Genomic DNA, 21238 nt, shown 5'->3' with positions numbered 1-21238 from the left:
TAAAAAATATCATTTAATAAATTTTAACCTATTCTGAAATTGAACGTATATCACTAACTTATACTTCAAATTCCAAGAGATAGTATAATTCCTATTAATATTATATTTAATTAAATTTAAACACTTGAATTTGAACTGTAACTTAAATACTAGTTAATGGAGATGTTTTTACAATTAATAGATCCTTTTATGTTTGGATGTATATTAGAATGGTAATGATAACTTCCAGTTTGATTAAATGTATAATTGAAGCTCTGTCCATTAGATAAATTGCCACTTTCAAATAGCCCAGTATCACTTACAAGATTTTGTGTAACAGGATCTTTGTTAATCCATGTAACTGTAGTATTAACAGGAACAATCAAGGTTGATGGACTAAAAGCTTCAATTTTGTATAATAACTGTATCGTTTGTGGGTTGTTTAAATGTACATCCTGATATTCCAACAATAAACAAAATTGATAAAACAATCCAAACTGAAAGACTTCTCTTCATTTAACAATTCTCCCATGATTATTCAATTTATCCTATTTAATATTATTTTTTTATCACTAAATTGATTTTAATGAAAAATTTGAATTTTATTTAATACTAATTAATACAGTATCATTTCAAGTAAATATATTTTTACTCTATTTTTTATTCTCAACATCCTTTACACGTTTTTTAAATGACTCAGCATGAGCATACAGACCTTCATATTCTGCTAAGGTTGTTACCATATTATATAGGTTTAAAACACCCTTTTCATTTAATCTTTGTACTGTAGGTTTTTTAAGGAATGATTCAGCTGAAAGACCGGAGTACATTCTTGCACATTCTGATGTTGGAAGAACATGATTGGTTCCTGAGCCATAATCACCTGCAGCTACAGGGGTTAATTTTCCTAAAAATATAGAACCTGCATTGTTGATTTTCTTTAAAACTTCTTCAGGTTCAACTGTCATTATGATTAGGTGTTCTGGAGCATATTTATTTGAAAATTCAATTGCATCATCCATTGATTCAGCAATTGCTATTAATCCAAATCTTCCAAGAGACTCGGATATTATCTCTTTACGCTGCATACCATTTATTTGTTCTTTTATTTTCTTGTCAACTTCCATTGCAATAGTTTCAGATGTTGATATAAGCACACACGAAGCATTGGGGTCATGTTCTGCCTGTGCCATCATATCCATTGCAATGTAATCAGGATTTGCTGTTTCATCAGCTAATATTAATACTTCTGATGGTCCGGCAGGAAAATCTATATCAACTGTTCCATAAACCAACTGTTTTGCAGCTGTAACAAAAATGTTTCCTGGCCCAACTATCTTATCCACCTTTGGAATACTCTCTGTACCATAGGCCATAGCAGCTATAGCCTGGGCACCTCCTACTTTATAAATTTCAGTTGCACCTGCAACCTTAGCAGCTGCTAGAACAACATCCATAACACTTCCATCTGGTTGTGGTGGTGTGCAACATATTATGCGTTTTACACCTGCAATTTTTGCAGGGATAACTGTCATTAGTATGGTGGAAGGATAAACTGCCCTGCCACCAGGTATGTAACAGCCAACACTATCAAGGGGACGTATAACCTGGCCAGCAGTTACACCTTCATCAACTTCAATAAACCATTCATCAGGTATCTGGGCCCTATGAAATTTGGATATATTATCAGCAGCTTTTTTAAGAGCATTTATTAACTTTTCATCCAAATTTAAAAGACTCTTTTCAATTGCATCATCTTCAACCCTTATTACATCTAACAATGCCATATCAAATTTTTCAGTGTACTGTTTGAGTGCAATATCTCCATTTATCTTTACTGCAGCTAAAATACTTTTTACAGTATCCATAGCTCCTTCTGCATCAAGCTTAGAGCGCTCGAATAGTTCCTGGTTTTTCTGATCTTCTAATTTTATTATTTTCATCCTATCAAATCTATTTGGTTCCTTTAAAGTTAAATATTTTACCAGTAATTGATTTTATAATCCATAAATATTTAGTATGAATTTCAAATCTGCGGGGTTCATAAGTAACCACTTTTATGATTTGAATGATACTGATATTCAAAACCTTTATCAGTAATGATACACAATTTTTATGTACAATATGTAGGCATGTAACTTACTTGTTAATTACATCATTAAGTCCTTATGTCTTTTTTTAAGGTACTCAGTAAAGTATACATAAAACATGCCCTCAGAACATTGAATATCCTTAAAAAGAAGGTGTCTGTAAAAATGTACAAGGATGAGCTCATACAAATACATCAGTTCCTGGTATACGTTTTAAAGAATTTGGAAGACGAATACACAGTGAAAGACGAGTGTAAAGAATATATCTGTCTCAATATAAGCCCTCACCATATACACAGGACAAAAGCCGAACATAAATATGCTATTTTTGTACTTTCGACCGCTATTTCCGAGGTAATTGCGAACAATAATGGTGGAACATCAACAAATATTTCCAACGGGCTTTTTGAACTGGTAAAACGATCCAAAAAGGAACTAATTAAATTTCAAGATGATGGAGCATTAAGATACCAGAACCAAAAAATAACCATGTAAAACAGTTTTTTAACTAAAAAAACTGTACATAAGTTACAATTTATTATTATATTTGATCATACTTTATTATCAAAACATAGCATAATGTAATTTTAGTATAATTTAAAAATAATTTTACTGCTAATTATGATGTATTTTTAAAAAATATAATAAAATATATATTTATTATAAAAACAAATTTTTTTAGATTTAATATTAATATTCATTCAACGGAGTGTATTGAAAATGAAAACCCTGAGAAGAATGCTATGCCTAGTTGATGGCGAACACTACTTTCCAGTAACAAAATCTGCCCTTGATATGCTTGATAGTCTTGAACACGAAGAAGTGGTAGCTGTAGTATTTATTGGAGGTACAGAAAAGTTAAGAGACTCATCCGAGGAAGGAATTACTAAACAACTTGGAAGACCTGTTTACTTTGGTGAAGATCATCATAAAATACCATATACAAAAATAGCCGACATTATAAAGGAATACAATGTTGATGTTGTGATGGATCTATCGGACGAACCAATTGTGGACTATTCTAAAAGATTTAAAATTGCAACAGTTGTACTTTCACTTGGAATACCCTATGAAGGACCAGACTTTAAATTTTATCCAATCACAGAACATGAAGTATTAAAAAAACCTTCCCTTAAAATTCTTGGAACCGGTAAAAGAATCGGAAAAACCGCGGTATCAGCATATGCTGCAAGATTAATTCATAAAAATAATTACAATCCTTGTGTAGTTGCAATGGGCCGTGGAGGTCCTGAAGAACCTGAAATTGTACATGGGGATAAAATTGAAATAACACCCGAATATCTTATGGAACAGTCCAATAAAGGTGTACATGCTGCCTCAGACCACTGGGAAGATGCATTGATGAGCCGTATTCTTACCATTGGCTGCAGAAGATGTGGTGGAGGTATGGTTGGAGATGTTTTCATAACCAACATGAAGAAAGGAGCAGAACTCGCCAACACTGTAGATTCAGACTTTGTAATAATGGAAGGAAGTGGAGCAGCCATACCACCAATAAAAACAGATAAACATATTGTACTTGTGGGTGTTAACCAGCCAACAATAAACATTGAAAAATTTTTTGGACCATTTAGAATAGGGTTGGCAGATCTAGTTATTTTAACCATGTGTGAAGAACCAATGGCTAGCAATGAAAAGGTTCAACAGATTGAAAACTTTATTAATGAAATAAACCCCGATGCAACTGTAATATCAACAGTTTTCAGACCAAAACCACTAGGTGATATAAAGGATAAGAATGTTCTTTTTGCTACAACAGCACCTGATTCAATTAAAGATGTATTAATTGAACATCTCCAAGATTTCTATGGATGTAATGTTGTTGGAACCACCCCATACCTTTCTAACAGGCCACTCCTACAGAAAGATATTGAAAAACATATTGGACAAGCAGATGTTATGCTTACAGAATTAAAAGCAGCTGCTGTTGATGTGGCTACTAAAGATGCACTTGAAGCAGGTCTTGAAGTTATTTATTGTGACAATATTCCAATTGTAACAGATGGAAACAATGAAAGACTAAAAAATGCAATTATTAACGTTGTTGACAGTGCAATTGAATCATTTAATGGTAAAAATTCATAGCTCTAATTTCAATTAATTCAAATTCAATTTCATAATTTAACATTATGATTAAAACAGAATATTAAAAATGTTTGATAGTATTTTATAGAGTAATACAAGAGAAATTAATAGTTATTTAATGTCTGACAGGTTTAATAACTTGTTTTAAAGAATGATTGATCACAAACTATTTATAGAACCTCTAACCCACTGATAAAATACATAACAAGATAACAAAATGAAATTAAAGGAGATGATATTGTGGCACAGTTAGGTGGCCAAGGCCAACAAATTATAATATTACCAGAAGGAACAGAAAGACTTCTGGGAAGAGACGCTCAAAGAATGAACATAATGGCAGGTAAAGCACTTGCAGAAACCATTAGAACAACATTAGGTCCTAAAGGAATGGACAAAATGCTTGTTGATGGTCTCGGAGATATTGTTGTAACCAATGATGGAGTAACAATTCTTAAAGAAATGGACATTGAACATCCTGCAGCTAAAATGTTAGTTGAAGTTGCAAAAACCCAAGAAGACGAAGTTGGAGATGGAACAACAACAGCAGTTATAATTGCTGGTGAACTCCTGAAAAAAGCTGAAGATCTCCTTGAAATGGAAATCCATCCTACAGTTATATCCATGGGTTACAGGAAAGCAGCAATAAAGGCACAAGAAATACTTGACAGAATTGCAATTGATGCTTCTGACCGTGATACACTTCTGAGCATTGCAATGACAGCAATGACTGGAAAAGGAACAGAAAAAGCAAGAAAACCATTAGCAGAGCTAATTGTGAAAGCTGTTCAAATGGTTGAAGAAGATGGATATGTTGATAAAGACCATATAAACATCAACAGGATCCAGGGTGCAACAGTTGAAGAATCACAGATAGTAAACGGTGTTGTAGTAGACAAAGGCAGGCTTGACCCATCAATGCCTAAAAAGGTAGAAAATGCTAAAATTGCACTTTTAAAATACCCAATAGAAGTTAAAAGTCTAGAAACCGATGCTAAAATAAAACTCACAGACCCATCCCAGATGGCTGCTTTCATCGAACAAGAAGAAAACATGATCAGGGACATGGTTGATAAAGTTATTGCAAGCGGAGCAAACGTATTGTTCTGTCAGAAAGGTATAGATGACCTCGCACAACATTATCTCGCAAGAGAAGGAATACTTGCAGTTAAAAGGGTTAGAAAATCTGACATAGAAAGATTAGAAAAAGCAACAGGTGCAAGGGTTGCAACCAACCTAGAAGACCTACAGCCTGAAGATCTTGGAATAGCAGGACAGGTATACGAAAAGAAGATCTTCGATGAAATATTATTATTCGTTGAAGACTGTGTAGACCCTAAAGCTGTTTCAATCATACTCAGAGGAAGTACCAAACACGTTGCAGAGGAAGTTGAAAGGGCAGTTGACGATGCAATAGGAGTAGTTGCAGCAACAGTAGAAGACGGTAAAGTAGTAGCTGGTGGAGGCGCTCCAGAAATAGCCATAGCCAAAGAATTAAAAGACTACGCAGACACCATAAGTGGAAGGGAACAATTAGCAATAGCGGCATTTGCAGCTGCACTTGAAGTTGTACCTAAAACATTAGCAGAAAATGCAGGACTCGACAGTATCGACGCTTTAGTAGATTTAAGAGCTGCACATGAAAAATCTGCATACATGGGACTAAATGTCTTCACAGGCGATGTAACAGATATGAGAAAAGCCGGCGTTATTGAACCTAAAAGGGTAAAAAAACAGGCCATACAGTCTGCTGCAGAAGCTGCTGAAATGATACTACGTATCGATGATATGATAGCATCAACAAGAACACCAATGCCAGAAGGTGGAATGGAAGGTATGGGTGGAATGCCTGGCGGTATGCCTCCTATGATGTAAATTAACAGGAAACTCCTGTTAAATACATTTCCTTTTTTTGAAATACTTAACTTTTTTTTTAAATTATCTCAAATCGTATTCATAATCTTAATAAACAAATTTTTATACTCCCTGAATTTAGGATTTAGATATATTAATCATATAAAAAAAATAAGATTACTTGGTTATGTGAATATAAATTTCATAATGAATTATAAAATACAAATGAAATTGTATGTGGTGGAATACAAGTTGATCTAAACGATTATTACTACTATTTATTTTTATTAAATTATTGATATAGGGGTTTTATTATGTTTACACTTAGAAGAAACAATAAAAATGATATTGAACCAAAAGAAGCATTTGAATTAATTATAACCAATAACAACACAGACGGTTTTGTTATTCTTGATGTTAGAACTCCTGAAGAATATAATGAGACACATATTGAAAATTCTCTTAATATTAATTACAATTCTAAAAACTTCAAACTAGAAATTGAAAAACTTGACAAAAATAAAAAGTATCTAGTTTATTGTCATTCTGGTCGTAGAAGTTCTAATGCGATTAAAACAATGGAAAAATCTGGTTTCAAAGATCTCAAAAATATTTCTGGTGGAATCAGTAGATGGAAAAAAAATAACCTACCGCTGATTTAAAAATTTGAAAAATATTTATTTAATGTTCTCTGGTTATCATGTGTATCTTTTTCAAGTATTACAGATATAGAACTGTTCCAAGATTCACGAATCTTAGTTTTGTCTATTCCTATAATCAACTGCATACATAGATCAATATATACCGCATTTAAAAGGTGGGCTAGTGTGGATGCATTGATATTAGTTTGGATATTTCCTTTAATTTGATTACTTTTAATAAAATTAGTTAAAGTTATTAATTTTTTCTTGTATATATTCTTGTTTACAATAGAAATTTCATTATTGTGCGATGATAAGGAAGTCATTTCAAAAGTTAGATGGATCACATCTTCAAATTCAACTAAATATTTGTATAGATCTTCTAAAGAATCTAATGAATCCTTATTATCAAAAAAATCAGTGAATGATAAATTTAAATTTTCTTTAGTTACAGTTTGGAGAATTTCTTCCTTGCTCTTGAAGTATGAGTACAGAGATGCTTTACTAACCCCAACTTCATTAGCAATATCATCCATTGTTGTTTTATGATAACCTTTATTGGTGAATACATTGTATGCAGCTTTTGTAATCTTTTCTTTTGCAATTTTCTTATATTCAGGTACTACTTTTGGCATGAAAACTCACCAAATTATAAGTTGACTGAATAGTTATTTAAATCTTAACTAGGAAAACTTTCTAACTATTAATTAAAAAACTGACTATTAGTTAGCTATTTTAGTATAAATTTTAATTTTCAAAAATTATATAGTAACATTTAAATATTTAAATTTTTACATTAAAAAGTAATAATGAAAGTATTACTAAAGGAGTTTTTAAATGATAAGTAGAAAAATTAAAATTTTAGTAATGTTTGTTGTTTTTTTGGTTGTTAGTTTGACTCCAGCAAGCGCAACGATTATGGGACAGGCAACTGGAAATAATAATGTTAAATATCCCACAGAAAACAAAGAATTAACTAAAAAACAGTTAAAAGAATCAATTACAAACTATCAAAATAAGATAGAACAAATAACTGAAGGAATAAAGGATGATTCGAATAAATTAAATGTAAAAATGGAAGAACTTAAGGATATTCCAAAATGGAGAATCTTAAGACTTCTTAAAAAAGCAAATGAAGTAGAAAAAGTAGCTAAAGACCTTGAAGATAAGAATCAAAATTTAAAGACTACAACAAAGAATCTCAATGATGCACAAACTATATTAGATGGTGTTGAAAGTACCGAAAGTACAGATGATGGTGATGCTTTCATTAACGCTAGGGATATGGCTGATAAACTTCAATCTCGACTGAATACATCTTTTGATTTTAATGCTTATAATGGTGCTTTAAATGTGAGTGATGTTGTTCAATATAAGACTGATAATGGATACTATAGATATGTAACTGTCAACAACATAACAGAAAACAATATTATTTTAGAGGGTAAAGATCATCATATGCTTACCTTAACAAAAGACAAAGCAAATAGTAAAATATTATACAAATTAAAACCAAGTTCAGCAATTAATAGTAGTAATATAGTAGCTGCAGCATATGATATACAAAAAGATAACATAAAACAACAATTCGAAGATGCACAGGATAAAAGTAATCAATCCCGCCGATTCCATATAACAGGTTTAACTTTAACTATTACCGGTGGGTTTCTAATTGCAGCTTGGGTCATTTCATCATTTTGTGTTGCACTTGTCTGTAGTTTAGGTGCGTTGTTGGTTATGTTTAAAATAGGAATGGTAACAAGTTTAGTGGCTGCTAGCTGCATAGCAACGGGAGTTACTCTCTCAGAATTATCTAAGAGTTATGAAAAGGATGCTAAAGCAAAAGAAAATACTGCAAATAAGGATTTAGATGATTTAACCAGTTTTATGACCGGGGTAAATATGCATGCTCCTGTAGCTAACAATATGTCCTTAAACACCACAATGAACAAGAATTTAACAGATGTGTTAAATGCAACTGATGCTGATGGTGATAAGTTAAATGCTAGTGCTGTGTCTGAACCAAGTAATGGTAATTTGACCATTAACGGTAATAAATTCGTGTATACACCTGCTCAGGATTTTGTGGGCAACGATACATTCAATTATTTGGTAATAGACAATACCGGCTTAAGATCTAATATTGTTACAGTTAATATCCAAGTTTTTGAAGAAAAAGTAACAGTGAATAACACTACAATTACTGTAAACAAAACAAAAATATCCAATAAGGATACCGGAACTTTCTTAAACCTTTTAAACACTATTGCACCATTATTTAGCAGTGTAACGAAGCAGGTTTAGATATCATGATATACAGGAAACTCAATTTATTGAATTTTTCCCTGTATATTATAATTTTTTTTTGAGAGGGAATGGTTTTTATGAAAAAAATATTGCCAATTATAGTTATAGGATTAATATTGAATATAATAGCAATTTCTGGATGTACGGACAATAACATTAAAACTCATGAAGTACTGCTAAAAACCATAAATATATCATCTTCAAATAATACAGAATTCAGTTTAAATCCAATAATAGTAGATATTCCGGATAATGCTACCAGTGTAAGATATGACTACAAATTGATTGGTGATGCTTATGGATCCATATGTTATGTAGGCACAAATGCTAATAAAATAGACCCAACCAGCGGAGAAACCCCCATCTCAATAAATTATCATTATCTTCAAGCTTCAGCAGGTCAAACAATAAATGGAACATATAACTCCACAGATCATGGTGTGTTCTATTATACTGGGAACTTCAAATCAGGAACAATAAAATTATATGCTAATATACCCGCATAAGAGTGTTAAAATTTTTTTTATTCAACCAATAACATATTTTTACTTAAAAATTCTGATGTAAATTTTATATGAAAAAAACTTTCTACTATTTATATTGATTTGAAATTGTTATTTAACATATCAAAAATTTTAGCCACGTTTCTATTTACCTTTTTTACTTTAATAACATTATTTTAGATTAAATCGATTTATATGATTAAAAAAAATTTTATTTAGGTCGTTTAAAGACCTAAATATTATTTATTATTTATTTTACAAATATATTTAACGTGAAAGTATGTGAACAGCTGCTGTTCCACCAGTTCCGCCAATATTATGGGTCATACCCACTTCAATACCTTCAATCTGTCTCTTTCCTGCATCTCCACGTAACTGCCATACCATCTCTGCTGCTTGAGCAATTCCAGTAGCACCTAATGGATGTCCTCTTGCTTTTAGACCTCCAGATGGATTAACAGGTATTTGTCCATCGAGTTCAGTTAGTCCATCTTCAATTGCCGGACCTCCCTGACCTTTTTCAACAAAACCAAGATCTTCTATTGCTAAAAGTCCATTTATACTGAAACAGTCGTGTACTTCCACACCACCAATATCTTTAGGTGTCATACCTGCCATATCATATGCCTTTCTAGCTGCATGTACAGTTGAATCTATGGTTGTTATATCTTTCCTGTCGTGTAATGCTAATGTACCTGATGCTTGGGCAGATGCTTTAACATAAATTGGTGTATCTGTGTATTTTTTTGCATCTTCTGCAGGACATAAAATTACACCTGCTGCTCCATCTGAAACTGGTGAGCAGTCTAGTAATCTAAGAGGTTCTGCAACTATACTTGAATTTAAAACTTGATCAACAGTTATTTCCATAGGATACTGTGCTAGTGGGTTTTTAGCTCCATGTTTATGATTAAGTACAGATACCATTGCAAGCTGTTCCCTTGTTGTTCCATATTCATGCATATGACGTTTTGCCATCATTGCATAGAGTGATGGAAATGTAACTCCCTGTTGTGCCTCCCATTCCTGGTCTGATGCAGTTGCTATAGCTGGTGTTGGATCAACAACATCCGTCATCTTTTCAACACCTGCTGAGATTACTATATCATGGTATCCTGATGCAACAGCCATGATACCGTTTCTTAAAGCAAGACCTCCTGATGCACAGGCTGCTTCAATCCTTGCACAGGGAATAGGTGTTAAACCTGCATGATCTGCTATTAACGATGCTATATGTTCCTGTTCAACGAAAAGACCTGCTGACATGTTTCCAACATACATAGCATCAAGTTCATCTCCCTCGATGTTTGCATCTTTAATTGCCTTCATTCCGGCTTCTGTTATCATATCCCTAAATGATACTTCCCAGAGCTCTCCAAACTTGGTCTGTGAGACTCCTATAATTGCAACATCTCTCAATTAAATTCCTCCATAATATCTAAACGATTCATAATGTGTTTAGCAAACACTGAACCAATAATTTTAATATTTATCATAAATCTTTAATCCTAATTTTTAAAAAATTAAATTAGGGCATCCAAGCCATTCTAATTTTTCCTTTATACTTGGCATAGACTGCATAGTCAACATAGGTCTTTTTACTTACCATATCTGTTACATGAGGTGCGTTATTTCTAACTTCATCTATACGATCGTTTACTGTTATGCTGAAAGCATCACTTCCTGCGCCTGAACCATATGATACTGCCATGATCCTGTCTCCAGGTTCGGCAATGTCCAGTACTGCAGCAAGTCCAAGTGGTGTTGCTCCGGAGTATGTGTTTCCAATTATAGGTGTTAATAAACCTGTTTTGTACTGTTCCTCGTTGAATCCAAGTTTTTTAGCGGCCCTTATGTAAAATTTACCATTGGGCTGGTGGAAAATAACATGGTCATAATCTGAAGGTTCAGTTCCTATTTTATCAAATAATCCTTTTGCACCTGAAAGAACATGCTTGAAGTATGCTGGTTCTCCTGTGAACCTTCCACCATGTTTAGGGTATGGTTTTCCTTCCCTTCTGTAGAAATCTGGGGTATCAGTTGTAAAACTGTATGTTCCCTCAAAGTCTGCTAGGGTATTCTTTTTACCGATAACATATGCTGCTCCACCTGCGGATGCAGTGTATTCAAGTGCATCTCCTGGTGCTCCCTGTGCTGTATCAGATCCTATTGCAAGACCATATTCTACTTGTCCTGCATCTACCAATCCCATACATATTTGCATACCTGCTGTACCAGCTTTGCATGCAAATTCTAGATCTGCTGCTGTCATTTCTGGTGCTGCTTGTACAGCTTCTGCAACTATGGTTGCAGTTGGTTTGACTGCATATGGGTGTGATTCTGAACCTACATATACTGCTCCTATTTTTTGAGGATCTATCATAGCTCTTTTAAGGGAATTTCGGGCAGCTTCAACAGATATTGTTGCTGTATCCTCATCAGGACCTGGAACAGATTTTTCCTGTACAACCAGTCCTCTTGATATTGCCTTAGGGTCGTCGCCCCAAACTTTTGCTATTTCCTCTACTTTTATCCTGTATGAAGGTATATAAACTCCATATCCTACAATTCCTGCCATTTAATATCACAACCGTGTGTAATCTTAAAGAAAACTATTTTTTTATTACTTGTTTTCTTATTATTCTCATTAACGTATTATAAACTATTATTATACTATATAAATGCCTAACTTAATTATTTAGTTACATTTAAAAAAAATACATTTATAAAAGTAATTGTTTTACAAGTTTATAAAGTTTGTTATATATACTATTGTTTTAAAAATGCTTAATACTTTTAAAACTCTATTAAATTAATAGTATTAATGGATTATACTTATCAAATTATAATTGATTGTGAATTAAACCATTATTCCATCTAATATATTTAATAATTTAGTGGTGCTAATGTTTGTAGATACAAAGGAATCTGTAAGAAAGATGATTTGGAATGAGATGATAAAACAGGGCATCTCAAGATCAGATGCTTATGGAAGAATACCTGACTTTAATGGATCAAAACGTGCTGCAGATATGCTTAGAAACACATGTGAATGGAAAAAATCAGTTATAATATTCGTCAGTCCAGACACAGCACAGATAAAAGTTCGTGAAAACTGTCTTATTGATGGTAAAACTCTGATCATGGCATCACCTAAACTATTAAATGGTTATATTATAATTAAACCAAAATATGTTGAAGAACATGTAAAAGAAGCATCAACCATTAAAGGAGCATTCAAATATGGAACTGAATTAAAATCATTTCCAGTTGTTGATATGGTTGTTGAGGGTTCGGTTGCTGTTGACATATCTGGTGGTAGGTTGGGCAAAGGTGGTGGATATGGAGACATTGAAATATCACATCTACTTGATATAGGTTCTATAAAATTTAATACACCTGTTGTAAGCACTGTACATGATATCCAGATAATTGAGGATGTTCCAAATGAATCCCATGATCAAAAGATCAATATGATTGTAACACCCCAAAATGTGATTAGAATTAATCCATAAATTAATCACAATAATGAATTTAACTAATTAAGGAAGTTCTAAAATAAATGAGAAAAAAAGAAGACCTTTACGCAATTGCATTTACTATCGGATCAAAAACAAAACTATTTAAATAGAAGATTCAATATGATTAAAAAGCCGGTACTATTAAAATGTTGAAATCACGATGTAATGTGGAAACATACAATGTTATTATGGTAATGGTTTTTTCGGGGCCCGTAGCTCAGTCTGGCAGAGCGCTCGGCTCTTAACCGAGTTGCCGCGGGTTCAATTCCCGTCGGGCCCGCTCTATTTTTTTAAAATATTCTATTATTTTAACCAGATATATTAAATAAAAATAAATAATTAATCAAAATTATATACTACTTTTAAATGTATTTTTAATGGATCATTTGAGATAATTTTGTATATTTTAAATGCATTATTTACAATACCTCTTTATCAACAACAGAATACTTATAAAAAGAATATAATAGTAGGGGGGTTGATTATTTTGAGTGACAGTTCAAATGATAAAGTTAAAAATAAGAAGGATACTAACGATTTCGTTAAAAACATTAAAAATGGTTTAATGAAAGAAAAAGCAGTTAATAAATCTGAATATATCTTTGCAATAATTGCAAACTTAATCATACTTTACATTGCTAACAATATCATGAATTGGAATCTTTCATTCATATCAGCCACATTCAGTCAAGTTCTCTGGGTAATTAACCTAGCAATTGGATCTGCAATTATAGGTAATATACTATTTCTATTTTACGATCCATCATGGTTTCGTCATATATTGAAGGTTTTTATAAATATCTTAGGCTTAATAGTAGTCTATACCTTCTATATTATATTCCCTCTTAGTTTCAGTCATAATCTCGTATCTTTAGGTGTGATATTTGCATTGATTGTTATGATAATAGCATTTGCTTTGGCAACAGCATTCGAAGTTTTTAAATTATTTTTTGAAATTTATCAGAGAACTAAAAGTTGAATTACAATAAAAGATCAGAAGGAAAAAATAAAATGAAAATAGGATCTATATTAGAAGATTCTTTAAGGTATCCTTTGTCTAATTTAAAAAATCTATTGATATTTGGAATTATACTGGTAATCGCTAATTTATATACTTTGTTCTCTTTAAATAATATTGTATTGATTGTTGTTTTAGGTATTTTTGGATTTATCTTTGCATTGATTTCATATGGATATGAAATAAAAATAATGAGATCAACTTTAGAGGGTTATAATGAACTCCCTGAATTTAATCAATGGTTTTCGATATTCATAGATGGGCTTAAATTATTCTTAGTAGCATTTGTTTACTTAATACCTGTAATTTTAATTATATTTGCAACAACGTTATCAATGGGTCTTGGATTTGGTATCAAAGGCACTTCTATTTTGAATAACATGAATTTAATTGTATTTTTTGGAGTTATAGTACTCGTCTCTTTATTATATATCATTATAATCTTACCCTTAGTCTCAATGGCCTTGGCAAATATGGCCAATAATAATTCTAAATTAGATGAAGCATTTAAATTTGATACTATACTCAAAATTATCTCAAATTTAGGATGGGGCAATCTTGTTGTATGGTATATTGCTGTTGGAATTATTTATTTGGTTTTAATGTTTGTTGGAGGTATAATATTAGTTATTTTTAATATATTACACCTAAAATTAGTAGAAAGTGTATTATACCCATTTTATGTTTCTTATATGAGTATTTTCTTTTATAGATCGGTTGCATTGTTTTATAAATCTGGAATGCATACTTATTTAGAATATGAAAATTGTGGAGGATACTACAGGTTAGAAGATGGAGAGTCATTAGAAGATTTTGATGCGTGTCAATGTGGTGGAAAATTAAATTATCAACAAAAAAAGACTATATAAAGTTTTTATAAAAAATAAAAAAAGTAGGGAAATTTTTATTCAAATTTTCTTATATTCTAAATAATTTTACCAGTATCCCTCGGTGAATCTGAGTTTCACCCAATCTTTTCCACGGCTTGAAAGATATCCGCCCAGTGCAGTTAGATATAAAATTATTGGATATATGATTAACCTTTCTGATCCGCCCATACCAAAATACAGCCCAAATGGATTATTATCGCCCATACCAAAAATTAAAGGTGAAATAAAGGTTATAAGGGCTATTAATCCCAGTACAATTGATATAACGGTCATCTGTATATTTATTCCAAGTCTGTAACTGAACAGGAGAGCTAAACTTCCAAAGATAAATGCTAATGCTTCTAATGTTACATGGATCGCTGGTGTGTATTCTGTGAATATACCAAGCAAACCAATACTTATGCCAAAAATAAGTAGACAAGATGAGAACAAACGGCATCCTCCACTTTTAAGTATTAAATACACTGCTGCAACTATTAAAATTCCCAATATAATATTACTGATGTTAAAAATTAGTGCAGATGGATCCACAAGTGGTATTGTACCTCCGAGATCGCTCAAACTGTTTAATGCAATGCTGTAGTTACCTGGAAACATGGATTCAGAAATGTTAACTGCAATAAGATATTGAATACATGCTACAATCAATAAAGTTCCAGCAAATTTATAGTGGTTATGTTCAGGTTTGAATAAACTACCTCGCTGAAATTTCAATTTTAATCACTCCATTTTCTTTGAAAGATAATGAACTTTTATATTATATTTGTAATATTATTTATTGAAATAATTTATAGAGAACCAACTAACTTCTTGATATCAAGTTTATCAACATCTTCAACACCGCTCATTCCATACTTCTTGAAGAGTACTTCCATATCATAGGAATCAAGTACTTCATGAAACTCATTTAACTTTTCTTGCTTTGCATCTTCAATTTCCATTATACACGACTTTAATATTTCCTCTGATTCTTCATTATTAACTAGCCCGGTCAATATTCCTGTTTCATCCTTAAATGAAGGTTTGATGTCAACACCTTCGTAATAAAATTTTTTAAGTGTGTTGTTTTGTGATACAAATCTGTAAAGAAGTACAAGCTGTTCTTCCAATTCTTCCAATTCTTCCTGTTTAAATGACATTTTCTCCCCTCTTCTTTTGATGTGATATAGATGTGTTGGTTGATCTAATATTTAATACAGATGACTGCTAGATATATATAAAATAAGGTAAAGGAAATTATATCTCAAATGATTTATCTGAATAATTATGGGGGTTTATTGTTGGAATGTGAGTACTGTAAAAAGCTTGAGAAATATAACTTCGGAGATTATATTTTCAAAACCAAATACTGGATTGTTTTTCTTGCTCCACAACAGAGTAATATTGGCACATGTGTAGTTGCTTTAAACAGACATGAAGAAGATCTTTCAGGACTTAAATGTGATGAATGGCTCGAATTTGGTGAACTTGTATTTAAATTAGAATATGCTGTTAAACAGTGTTTTGACGTAACAATGTCAAACTGGGGTTCTCTTATGAATGCTTCGTACCTTGAAGAACCACCTGACCCTCATGTGCACTGGCATTATATACCAAGATACAACCATGCAGTTCAATTTGAAGGACTTCTATTTGAAGACCCCTACTTTGGAACAATGAAGCCCAGACCATTTAGATCCCTTCCAGATAGGGTACGAAAAAGGATAATCAATAATATCAAGAACAAAATTCCAACTACATCAATACATTCCCATCCATAATAATTTTTTTTATCTAAAAAATAGTTTGAATATGATAATTATTGAATAAAAAAATAGAAAGTTATTTAAAATTATAAAAAAAATGTGGAATACAATTTTTTGGAATAAATTTAAGTATTTAAATTATTCTAGTTCATCCAATCTTATTTTATATTCTTTTCTGTGCCTTTTTTCTTCATCTAATATATGTTTCAGAACACCCACAACTTCTTCATCATCTATAATGTCTATATGGTGATTGTATCTATCTACTGCATTGGTTTCTAGTTGTATTTGATATTTAAGTATACTTTTTAAGTCTTCACCACCAAAATCAAGTTCTTTGTGTTCCATTGTAGGTTTTCCATCCCTTTTAGTTATGAGATCTGCCAACCACCACATATGTCTCATCTCATCAACTGATATTGCTTCAGTAACACGACTGGACTCGCATTCTTCAATAATAAATGAATTGTATACATAGATCATGGATGCTTCAAGTTCCCTGACAAAATCCTCATTCAATAATTTAATTATGTCATCGGTGCCCAATACTATTCCTCCTTGATAATAATATACATAAAAAATATTATCTGAAAAGATTTCTAATTTATATTATGGATCTAAATGAATTAATATTTTTCTAAATTCAACACAGAATATTGAGGTTTATAATTTAATAGATATCCATAAATCCTGTTAAAAATAGAAAGAAAAAATAGTTCAATCCACAACGATTTTATCCCTTTTCCTGTAGGCCATTCCCTGGAATATGGCCACAATATCTCCTTCATCATCACATACATTCACTGTGTAACTTGCTAATTTTGGATTTAATGATATTTCCTTTGCAGTTGCTGTCAATGTTCCAGTGGTAGCTGCTTTCATAAATGAGATACTAACATTGATTGCTACTGTGACTCTTCCATGAGAGTTGGCTGCAACAGCAAATGTGAAATCTGCAAGTGTAAATATTGCCCCACCATGAACAGTGCCTATACCATTTAAATGTTCATCTCTAATATCTAGCCTTGCAATAGCTCCCCCATCTAAAACATCAACAAGTTCTATTCCAAGATATTCTGCAAGTCTATCACCTTTAAAAAATTTTTTAATCTTATCAACTTCCAACAAAATTAACACCCTCTAAAATTTTTTTGAAATTCAAGTTAATATTCGTAAATCTATGATTATTTTTACTAGAGATGATTAACTAAACACTATATTTTATGATAAAATCATAAACATTACTATAATTATTTCTGTAACTCAAATATGATATGAATTACTAAAAAACTCGGGTGAATAATGAAAGCTATGCTCTTAAGGGTTGGAATTGACAAAGGAACAGATGGAGCACTTGCACCGATTTTTTCCAATGGAAGTTTTGAATATATACCATTATCAGAGAAAAATAGTAAAACAATTGAAAAAAGGACATTTGAGACAACACTAGGAAATAATGGGTTACCATTCTCGAAATACCTTCCAGATAAGATTAAAAAGAGAAAATTACACTTTGACCCAGAATTTGAAACATATACATATGGGGATCAGACAAGTAAAAGAAATTATCTTTTGAAACTTGAAAAAACTGATTATTTGGTTTTTTATGCAGGTTTAACACCATTTGAAAATAGTGATTATGAAGAGGCTTTGTATATAATAGGATACTTTGAGGTGGAGGAAGTTATTGACTTCAGTAAACTCAACCCTAATGAACAAATGCAAAGTATAAAACTTTACAAAAACAACTCACATATTAAATCTGAAGGTTTTGAAAAACTTGTAATTATAAAGGGTTATGTTAAAACCAGCAAACTTCTGGATAAAGCTGTTTTATTGAGTAAAAGAAAGCTCAACAAAATTGGTAGAAACTATCATGCAGTATCTCCTGAAATGGTGGATCTGCTTGGAATTTCCGGATCTATCCAGCGTAGTATACCACCAAGGTTTGTAACTGCAAATAATTTTGAAAATTTAAAAAATCTATTAAATATTGAATAATCAGATTTCAATATTTATAGAACATAATTGATCCCATTTTATTTTTAATTTAAAAATAGGGGAATATTAAATATTATATTCCACAGAACTTTCTTCCACGCTTTTCAAGATATTGCTGATGATAATCTTCTGCAGGGTGGAATTTTGGGGTAGGAATAATCTCTGTTACAATTGGTTGGTTGTATTTACCCGATTCTTCAAGTTTTTTCTTGGATTCAATTGCAAGGTTTTTTTGTTCTTCAGTATGGTAAAAAATAATTGAACGATACTGACTTCCAACATCAGGTCCCTGTCTGTTTTTAGTTGTTGGGTCGTGTTTATTCCAGAAAGTTTCAAGTAATTTCTCGTATGATATCTTGGTTGGGTCGTATATGATCTGTACTGTTTCAGCATGTCCAGTTGAACCTGAACAAACATCTCCATATGTTGGATCTTCTGTTGATCCACCCATATACCCAACCGAAGTAGATATTACACCTTTAAGATCTCTAAAAGTAGCTTCAACACCCCAGAAACAGCCTGCAGCAAAACTTGCCTTTTCATACTTTTCTTCAGTCATTAAAAATCACCCCTAAAATCTTAATTCAATATTTAACAATGATCTAAGACAATTATCCGATACAACTCTTTTATTATATATCAATGAAAATACCTTTGAAATAGGGTTCCCTCCCAATTCTAATGGTAATAATCTAATTATTTATCATTACTTTGTAATTAAATTTTGTAAAAATATTCTTTTAAACAAGTGTTTTTATTGATTAAAATAAGATTTTGGACTGTAATCACTCTAAATTTTATTGATAAATAATGAATTAACAAGAATTATTAATTGTTAACTACTATATAATATCATGAAAAACCAGATGGTTGCATCTGTATTGAATCAGGTTGCAGATCTAATGGAAATAGAAGCTGTTGACTTCAGAACCTTGGCCTACAGAAAAGCAGCACACACAGTTGAAAATCTTTCAGAGGATATTGAAGACATAAGAAAAGAAGGAAGATTACAGGAATTGCCAGGAATTGGTGCTAAAATTGCCAAGAAAATTGAAGAGATAGTTGATACAAGTGGTTCACTTGAATATCTTGAAAATCTTAAGAAGGAATTTCCAGTTGACTACGATGCATTAATAGCTGTTGAGGGTTTAGGTCCCAAAAGTATAAAACAGCTATATAATGAACTTGGTATTAAAAACCTTGATGACCTTGAGAAAAATGCAAAAAGGCACAGAATCAGAAGGCTTAAGGGCATGGGCGAGACCACAGAAAGGAAGATACTTTTAAACCTTGAATATGCAAGAAAAAGCACAGGTAGAAAACTTCTGGGAAATATACTCCCCATTGCAGTGAAAATGAAAAAGGAACTTGATAGACTGGATTATGTTGAAAGGGTTGAGATTGCAGGATCTATAAGGCGTAGAAAGGAAACTGTAGGGGATATTGATATTCTTGTTACAACCAACCAGCCACTTGAGGTTATGGCATATTTTACAGGTATGGATATGGTACGTGATGTTGTTGTAAGTGGTCCTTCAAAATCAACTGTGCGTCTTAAAGAAAATGGTATTGATGTTGATTTAAGAGTATTTGATGATGAATCATTTGGTTCTGCACTTATGTACTTTACAGGTTCGAAAGAAACCAATGTGGCTCTTAGAAGAATAGCCATTTCTAAAGGACTAAAACTCAGCGAATATGGAGTTTTCAGGGGCCAAAAACTTGTTGCAGGTACTACAGAAGAGGATGTTTTCAAATCCCTTGGAATGGAATATATTGAACCTGAATTAAGGGAAAATACCGGTGAGGTAGAGGCTGCAAGTTTAGGAAAATTACCAAAAATTTTGGGTTACAATGATATTGTAGGAGACCTCCAGATGCATTCAGAGTGGGGTGATGGATCAAGATCTATCTTTGATATGGCCAAAAAAGCTCAGAAACTGGGTTATGAATATATAGCTATCACAGATCATTCTGGCAGCCTCAGAATTGCCAATGGTATGGATGAAAAAACCATGCTAAAACAGATGAAAGAAATTGATAATTTACAGGATCAATTGGAGGATATTATGATATTCAAAGGTGTTGAAGCCAACATTGATTCCTATGGTTTGTTAGATGTTCCTGATAAAATATTGGGTGGAATGGATATTGTATTAGCAGGTATACACTCTGGTTTCAATCAAAATAGCAAAGAATTAACTCGTAGAATATTATCTGCAATGGAAAATGAATATGTTAATATCATAGCCCATCCAACAGGCAGGAAGATACAAGAGAGAAAAGCATATGAACTAGATCTTGAAAGGATTTTTGATGCATCAAATGATACCGGTACTCTATTAGAAGTTAACAGTCATATGAATCGATTAGATCTCAATGATGTGAATATTAAGATGGCTGTTGAACATGGTTGTAAATTAGCTGTAAATACCGATGCTCATTCACCTGCGCAACTCAATAATATTCATCTTGGTATTGCAACTGCTAGAAGGGGTTGGGCGAAAAAAGAGGATATAATAAATACATTACCCTTAAAAAGACTCTTGAAACATTTTGATATATAATAATTTTTTTTATAAATTT

General features: G+C 32.0%; 22 protein-coding genes and 1 tRNA gene. 13 read left to right on the top strand and 10 right to left on the bottom strand.

Going from position 1 to position 21238, the window contains the following annotated elements:
• Positions 1 to 149: 149 nt before the first annotated feature.
• The gene (locus K8N75_RS10885) at positions 150 to 446 is read right to left on the bottom strand and encodes a cupredoxin domain-containing protein (RefSeq protein ID WP_223792080.1); all 297 of its coding nucleotides are present in this window, start codon (positions 444 to 446) and stop codon (positions 150 to 152) included.
• A gap of 186 nt (positions 447 to 632) precedes the next feature.
• On the bottom strand, positions 633 to 1922 hold the full coding sequence (hisD, locus tag K8N75_RS10880) for a histidinol dehydrogenase (RefSeq protein WP_223792079.1): 1290 nt from the start codon (positions 1920 to 1922) through the stop codon (positions 633 to 635).
• 312 nt (positions 1923 to 2234) lie between these two features.
• Here hisD and K8N75_RS10875 point away from each other — a divergent pair, with 312 nt between their 5' ends.
• From K8N75_RS10875 to K8N75_RS10860, 4 genes are all read left to right on the top strand, one after another.
• The gene (locus tag K8N75_RS10875; RefSeq protein WP_223792160.1) at positions 2235 to 2564 is read left to right on the top strand and encodes a UPF0058 family protein; all 330 of its coding nucleotides are present in this window, start codon (positions 2235 to 2237) and stop codon (positions 2562 to 2564) included.
• 225 nt (positions 2565 to 2789) lie between these two features.
• Complete coding sequence (locus K8N75_RS10870) at positions 2790 to 4175, top strand: cyclic 2,3-diphosphoglycerate synthase (RefSeq protein WP_223792078.1); 1386 nt, start codon at positions 2790 to 2792, stop codon at positions 4173 to 4175.
• Positions 4176 to 4415: 240 nt separating this feature from the next.
• Positions 4416 to 6047: a thermosome subunit alpha gene (thsA, locus tag K8N75_RS10865; RefSeq protein ID WP_223792077.1), complete on the top strand. Its 1632-nt coding sequence runs from the start codon at positions 4416 to 4418 to the stop codon at positions 6045 to 6047.
• 293 nt (positions 6048 to 6340) lie between these two features.
• Entirely contained in the window at positions 6341 to 6688 is a 348-nt protein-coding gene (locus K8N75_RS10860; protein WP_223792076.1) for a rhodanese-like domain-containing protein, read from the top strand.
• Here the strand turns inward: K8N75_RS10860 and K8N75_RS10855 are convergent.
• Positions 6685 to 7302, bottom strand: coding sequence for a TetR/AcrR family transcriptional regulator (locus tag K8N75_RS10855; RefSeq protein WP_223792075.1), 618 nt, complete (start codon positions 7300 to 7302; stop codon positions 6685 to 6687). The genes K8N75_RS10860 and K8N75_RS10855 overlap by 4 nt on opposite strands.
• 202 nt (positions 7303 to 7504) lie before the next feature.
• Between K8N75_RS10855 and K8N75_RS10850 the strand changes: the two genes are divergently transcribed.
• Together K8N75_RS10850 and K8N75_RS10845 are read left to right on the top strand one after the other, a co-directional pair.
• Positions 7505 to 8971, top strand: a complete 1467-nt coding sequence (locus tag K8N75_RS10850) for an Ig-like domain-containing protein (protein WP_223792074.1) — start codon at positions 7505 to 7507, stop codon at positions 8969 to 8971.
• An 80-nt stretch (positions 8972 to 9051) separates the two neighbouring features.
• Entirely contained in the window at positions 9052 to 9480 is a 429-nt protein-coding gene (locus K8N75_RS10845) for a hypothetical protein (RefSeq protein ID WP_223792073.1), read from the top strand.
• Positions 9481 to 9744: 264 nt separating this feature from the next.
• Here K8N75_RS10845 and K8N75_RS10840 read toward each other — a convergent pair whose 3' ends face one another.
• Positions 9745 to 10896 carry an acetyl-CoA acetyltransferase gene (locus K8N75_RS10840; protein ID WP_223792072.1) on the bottom strand — a complete coding sequence of 384 codons (1152 nt, stop codon included), beginning with the start codon at positions 10894 to 10896 and terminating at the stop codon, positions 9745 to 9747.
• A gap of 109 nt (positions 10897 to 11005) precedes the next feature.
• On the bottom strand, positions 11006 to 12055 hold the full coding sequence (locus tag K8N75_RS10835) for a hydroxymethylglutaryl-CoA synthase (RefSeq protein ID WP_223792071.1): 1050 nt from the start codon (positions 12053 to 12055) through the stop codon (positions 11006 to 11008).
• Positions 12056 to 12383: 328 nt separating this feature from the next.
• On the opposite strand from K8N75_RS10835, the gene K8N75_RS10830 reads away from it, so the two are divergent.
• The 4 genes from K8N75_RS10830 (at position 12384) to K8N75_RS10815 (ending at position 14885) form a co-directional block, all read left to right on the top strand.
• Complete coding sequence (locus K8N75_RS10830) at positions 12384 to 12992, top strand: 5-formyltetrahydrofolate cyclo-ligase (protein WP_223792070.1); 609 nt, start codon at positions 12384 to 12386, stop codon at positions 12990 to 12992.
• 212 nt (positions 12993 to 13204) lie between these two features.
• Positions 13205 to 13278, top strand: a tRNA-Lys gene (locus K8N75_RS10825).
• 207 nt (positions 13279 to 13485) lie between these two features.
• A complete protein-coding gene (locus K8N75_RS10820; protein WP_223792069.1) occupies positions 13486 to 13977 on the top strand; it encodes a hypothetical protein in 492 nt (163 codons plus the stop codon).
• Between the two features lie 32 nt (positions 13978 to 14009).
• Positions 14010 to 14885 carry a DUF4013 domain-containing protein gene (locus K8N75_RS10815; RefSeq protein ID WP_223792068.1) on the top strand — a complete coding sequence of 292 codons (876 nt, stop codon included), beginning with the start codon at positions 14010 to 14012 and terminating at the stop codon, positions 14883 to 14885.
• A 66-nt stretch (positions 14886 to 14951) separates the two neighbouring features.
• Here the strand turns inward: K8N75_RS10815 and K8N75_RS10810 are convergent, their stop codons facing one another.
• Positions 14952 to 15620 carry a DUF998 domain-containing protein gene (locus tag K8N75_RS10810; RefSeq protein WP_223792067.1) on the bottom strand — a complete coding sequence of 223 codons (669 nt, stop codon included), beginning with the start codon at positions 15618 to 15620 and terminating at the stop codon, positions 14952 to 14954.
• Positions 15621 to 15694: 74 nt separating this feature from the next.
• A complete protein-coding gene (locus tag K8N75_RS10805; protein ID WP_223792066.1) occupies positions 15695 to 16045 on the bottom strand; it encodes a hypothetical protein in 351 nt (116 codons plus the stop codon).
• Between the two features lie 141 nt (positions 16046 to 16186).
• Between K8N75_RS10805 and K8N75_RS10800 the strand changes: the two genes are divergently transcribed.
• On the top strand, positions 16187 to 16666 hold the full coding sequence (locus K8N75_RS10800; protein WP_223792065.1) for an HIT family protein: 480 nt from the start codon (positions 16187 to 16189) through the stop codon (positions 16664 to 16666).
• Positions 16667 to 16789: 123 nt separating this feature from the next.
• Here the strand turns inward: K8N75_RS10800 and K8N75_RS10795 are convergent, their stop codons facing one another.
• Both K8N75_RS10795 and K8N75_RS10790 read right to left on the bottom strand, forming a co-directional pair.
• Positions 16790 to 17197 carry a ferritin-like domain-containing protein gene (locus tag K8N75_RS10795; protein ID WP_223792064.1) on the bottom strand — a complete coding sequence of 136 codons (408 nt, stop codon included), beginning with the start codon at positions 17195 to 17197 and terminating at the stop codon, positions 16790 to 16792.
• A 171-nt stretch (positions 17198 to 17368) separates the two neighbouring features.
• Positions 17369 to 17776 carry a PaaI family thioesterase gene (locus K8N75_RS10790; RefSeq protein ID WP_223792063.1) on the bottom strand — a complete coding sequence of 136 codons (408 nt, stop codon included), beginning with the start codon at positions 17774 to 17776 and terminating at the stop codon, positions 17369 to 17371.
• Positions 17777 to 17953: 177 nt separating this feature from the next.
• Here K8N75_RS10790 and K8N75_RS10785 point away from each other — a divergent pair, with 177 nt between their 5' ends.
• On the top strand, positions 17954 to 18652 hold the full coding sequence (locus K8N75_RS10785; RefSeq protein WP_223792062.1) for an Nmad3 family putative nucleotide modification protein: 699 nt from the start codon (positions 17954 to 17956) through the stop codon (positions 18650 to 18652).
• Positions 18653 to 18725: 73 nt separating this feature from the next.
• Here the strand turns inward: K8N75_RS10785 and msrA are convergent, their stop codons facing one another.
• On the bottom strand, positions 18726 to 19211 hold the full coding sequence (gene msrA, locus K8N75_RS10780; RefSeq protein ID WP_223792061.1) for a peptide-methionine (S)-S-oxide reductase MsrA: 486 nt from the start codon (positions 19209 to 19211) through the stop codon (positions 18726 to 18728).
• Between the two features lie 307 nt (positions 19212 to 19518).
• Between msrA and polX the strand changes: the two genes are divergently transcribed.
• On the top strand, positions 19519 to 21219 hold the full coding sequence (gene polX / locus K8N75_RS10775; protein WP_255590941.1) for a DNA polymerase/3'-5' exonuclease PolX: 1701 nt from the start codon (positions 19519 to 19521) through the stop codon (positions 21217 to 21219).
• Positions 21220 to 21238: the final 19 nt, after the last annotated feature.

The sequence above is a fragment of the Methanobacterium spitsbergense genome, assembly GCF_019931065.1.
GTDB lineage: Archaea > Methanobacteriota > Methanobacteria > Methanobacteriales > Methanobacteriaceae > Methanobacterium_B > Methanobacterium_B spitsbergense.
This window is presented reverse-complemented; position numbering and strand designations above follow the sequence as displayed.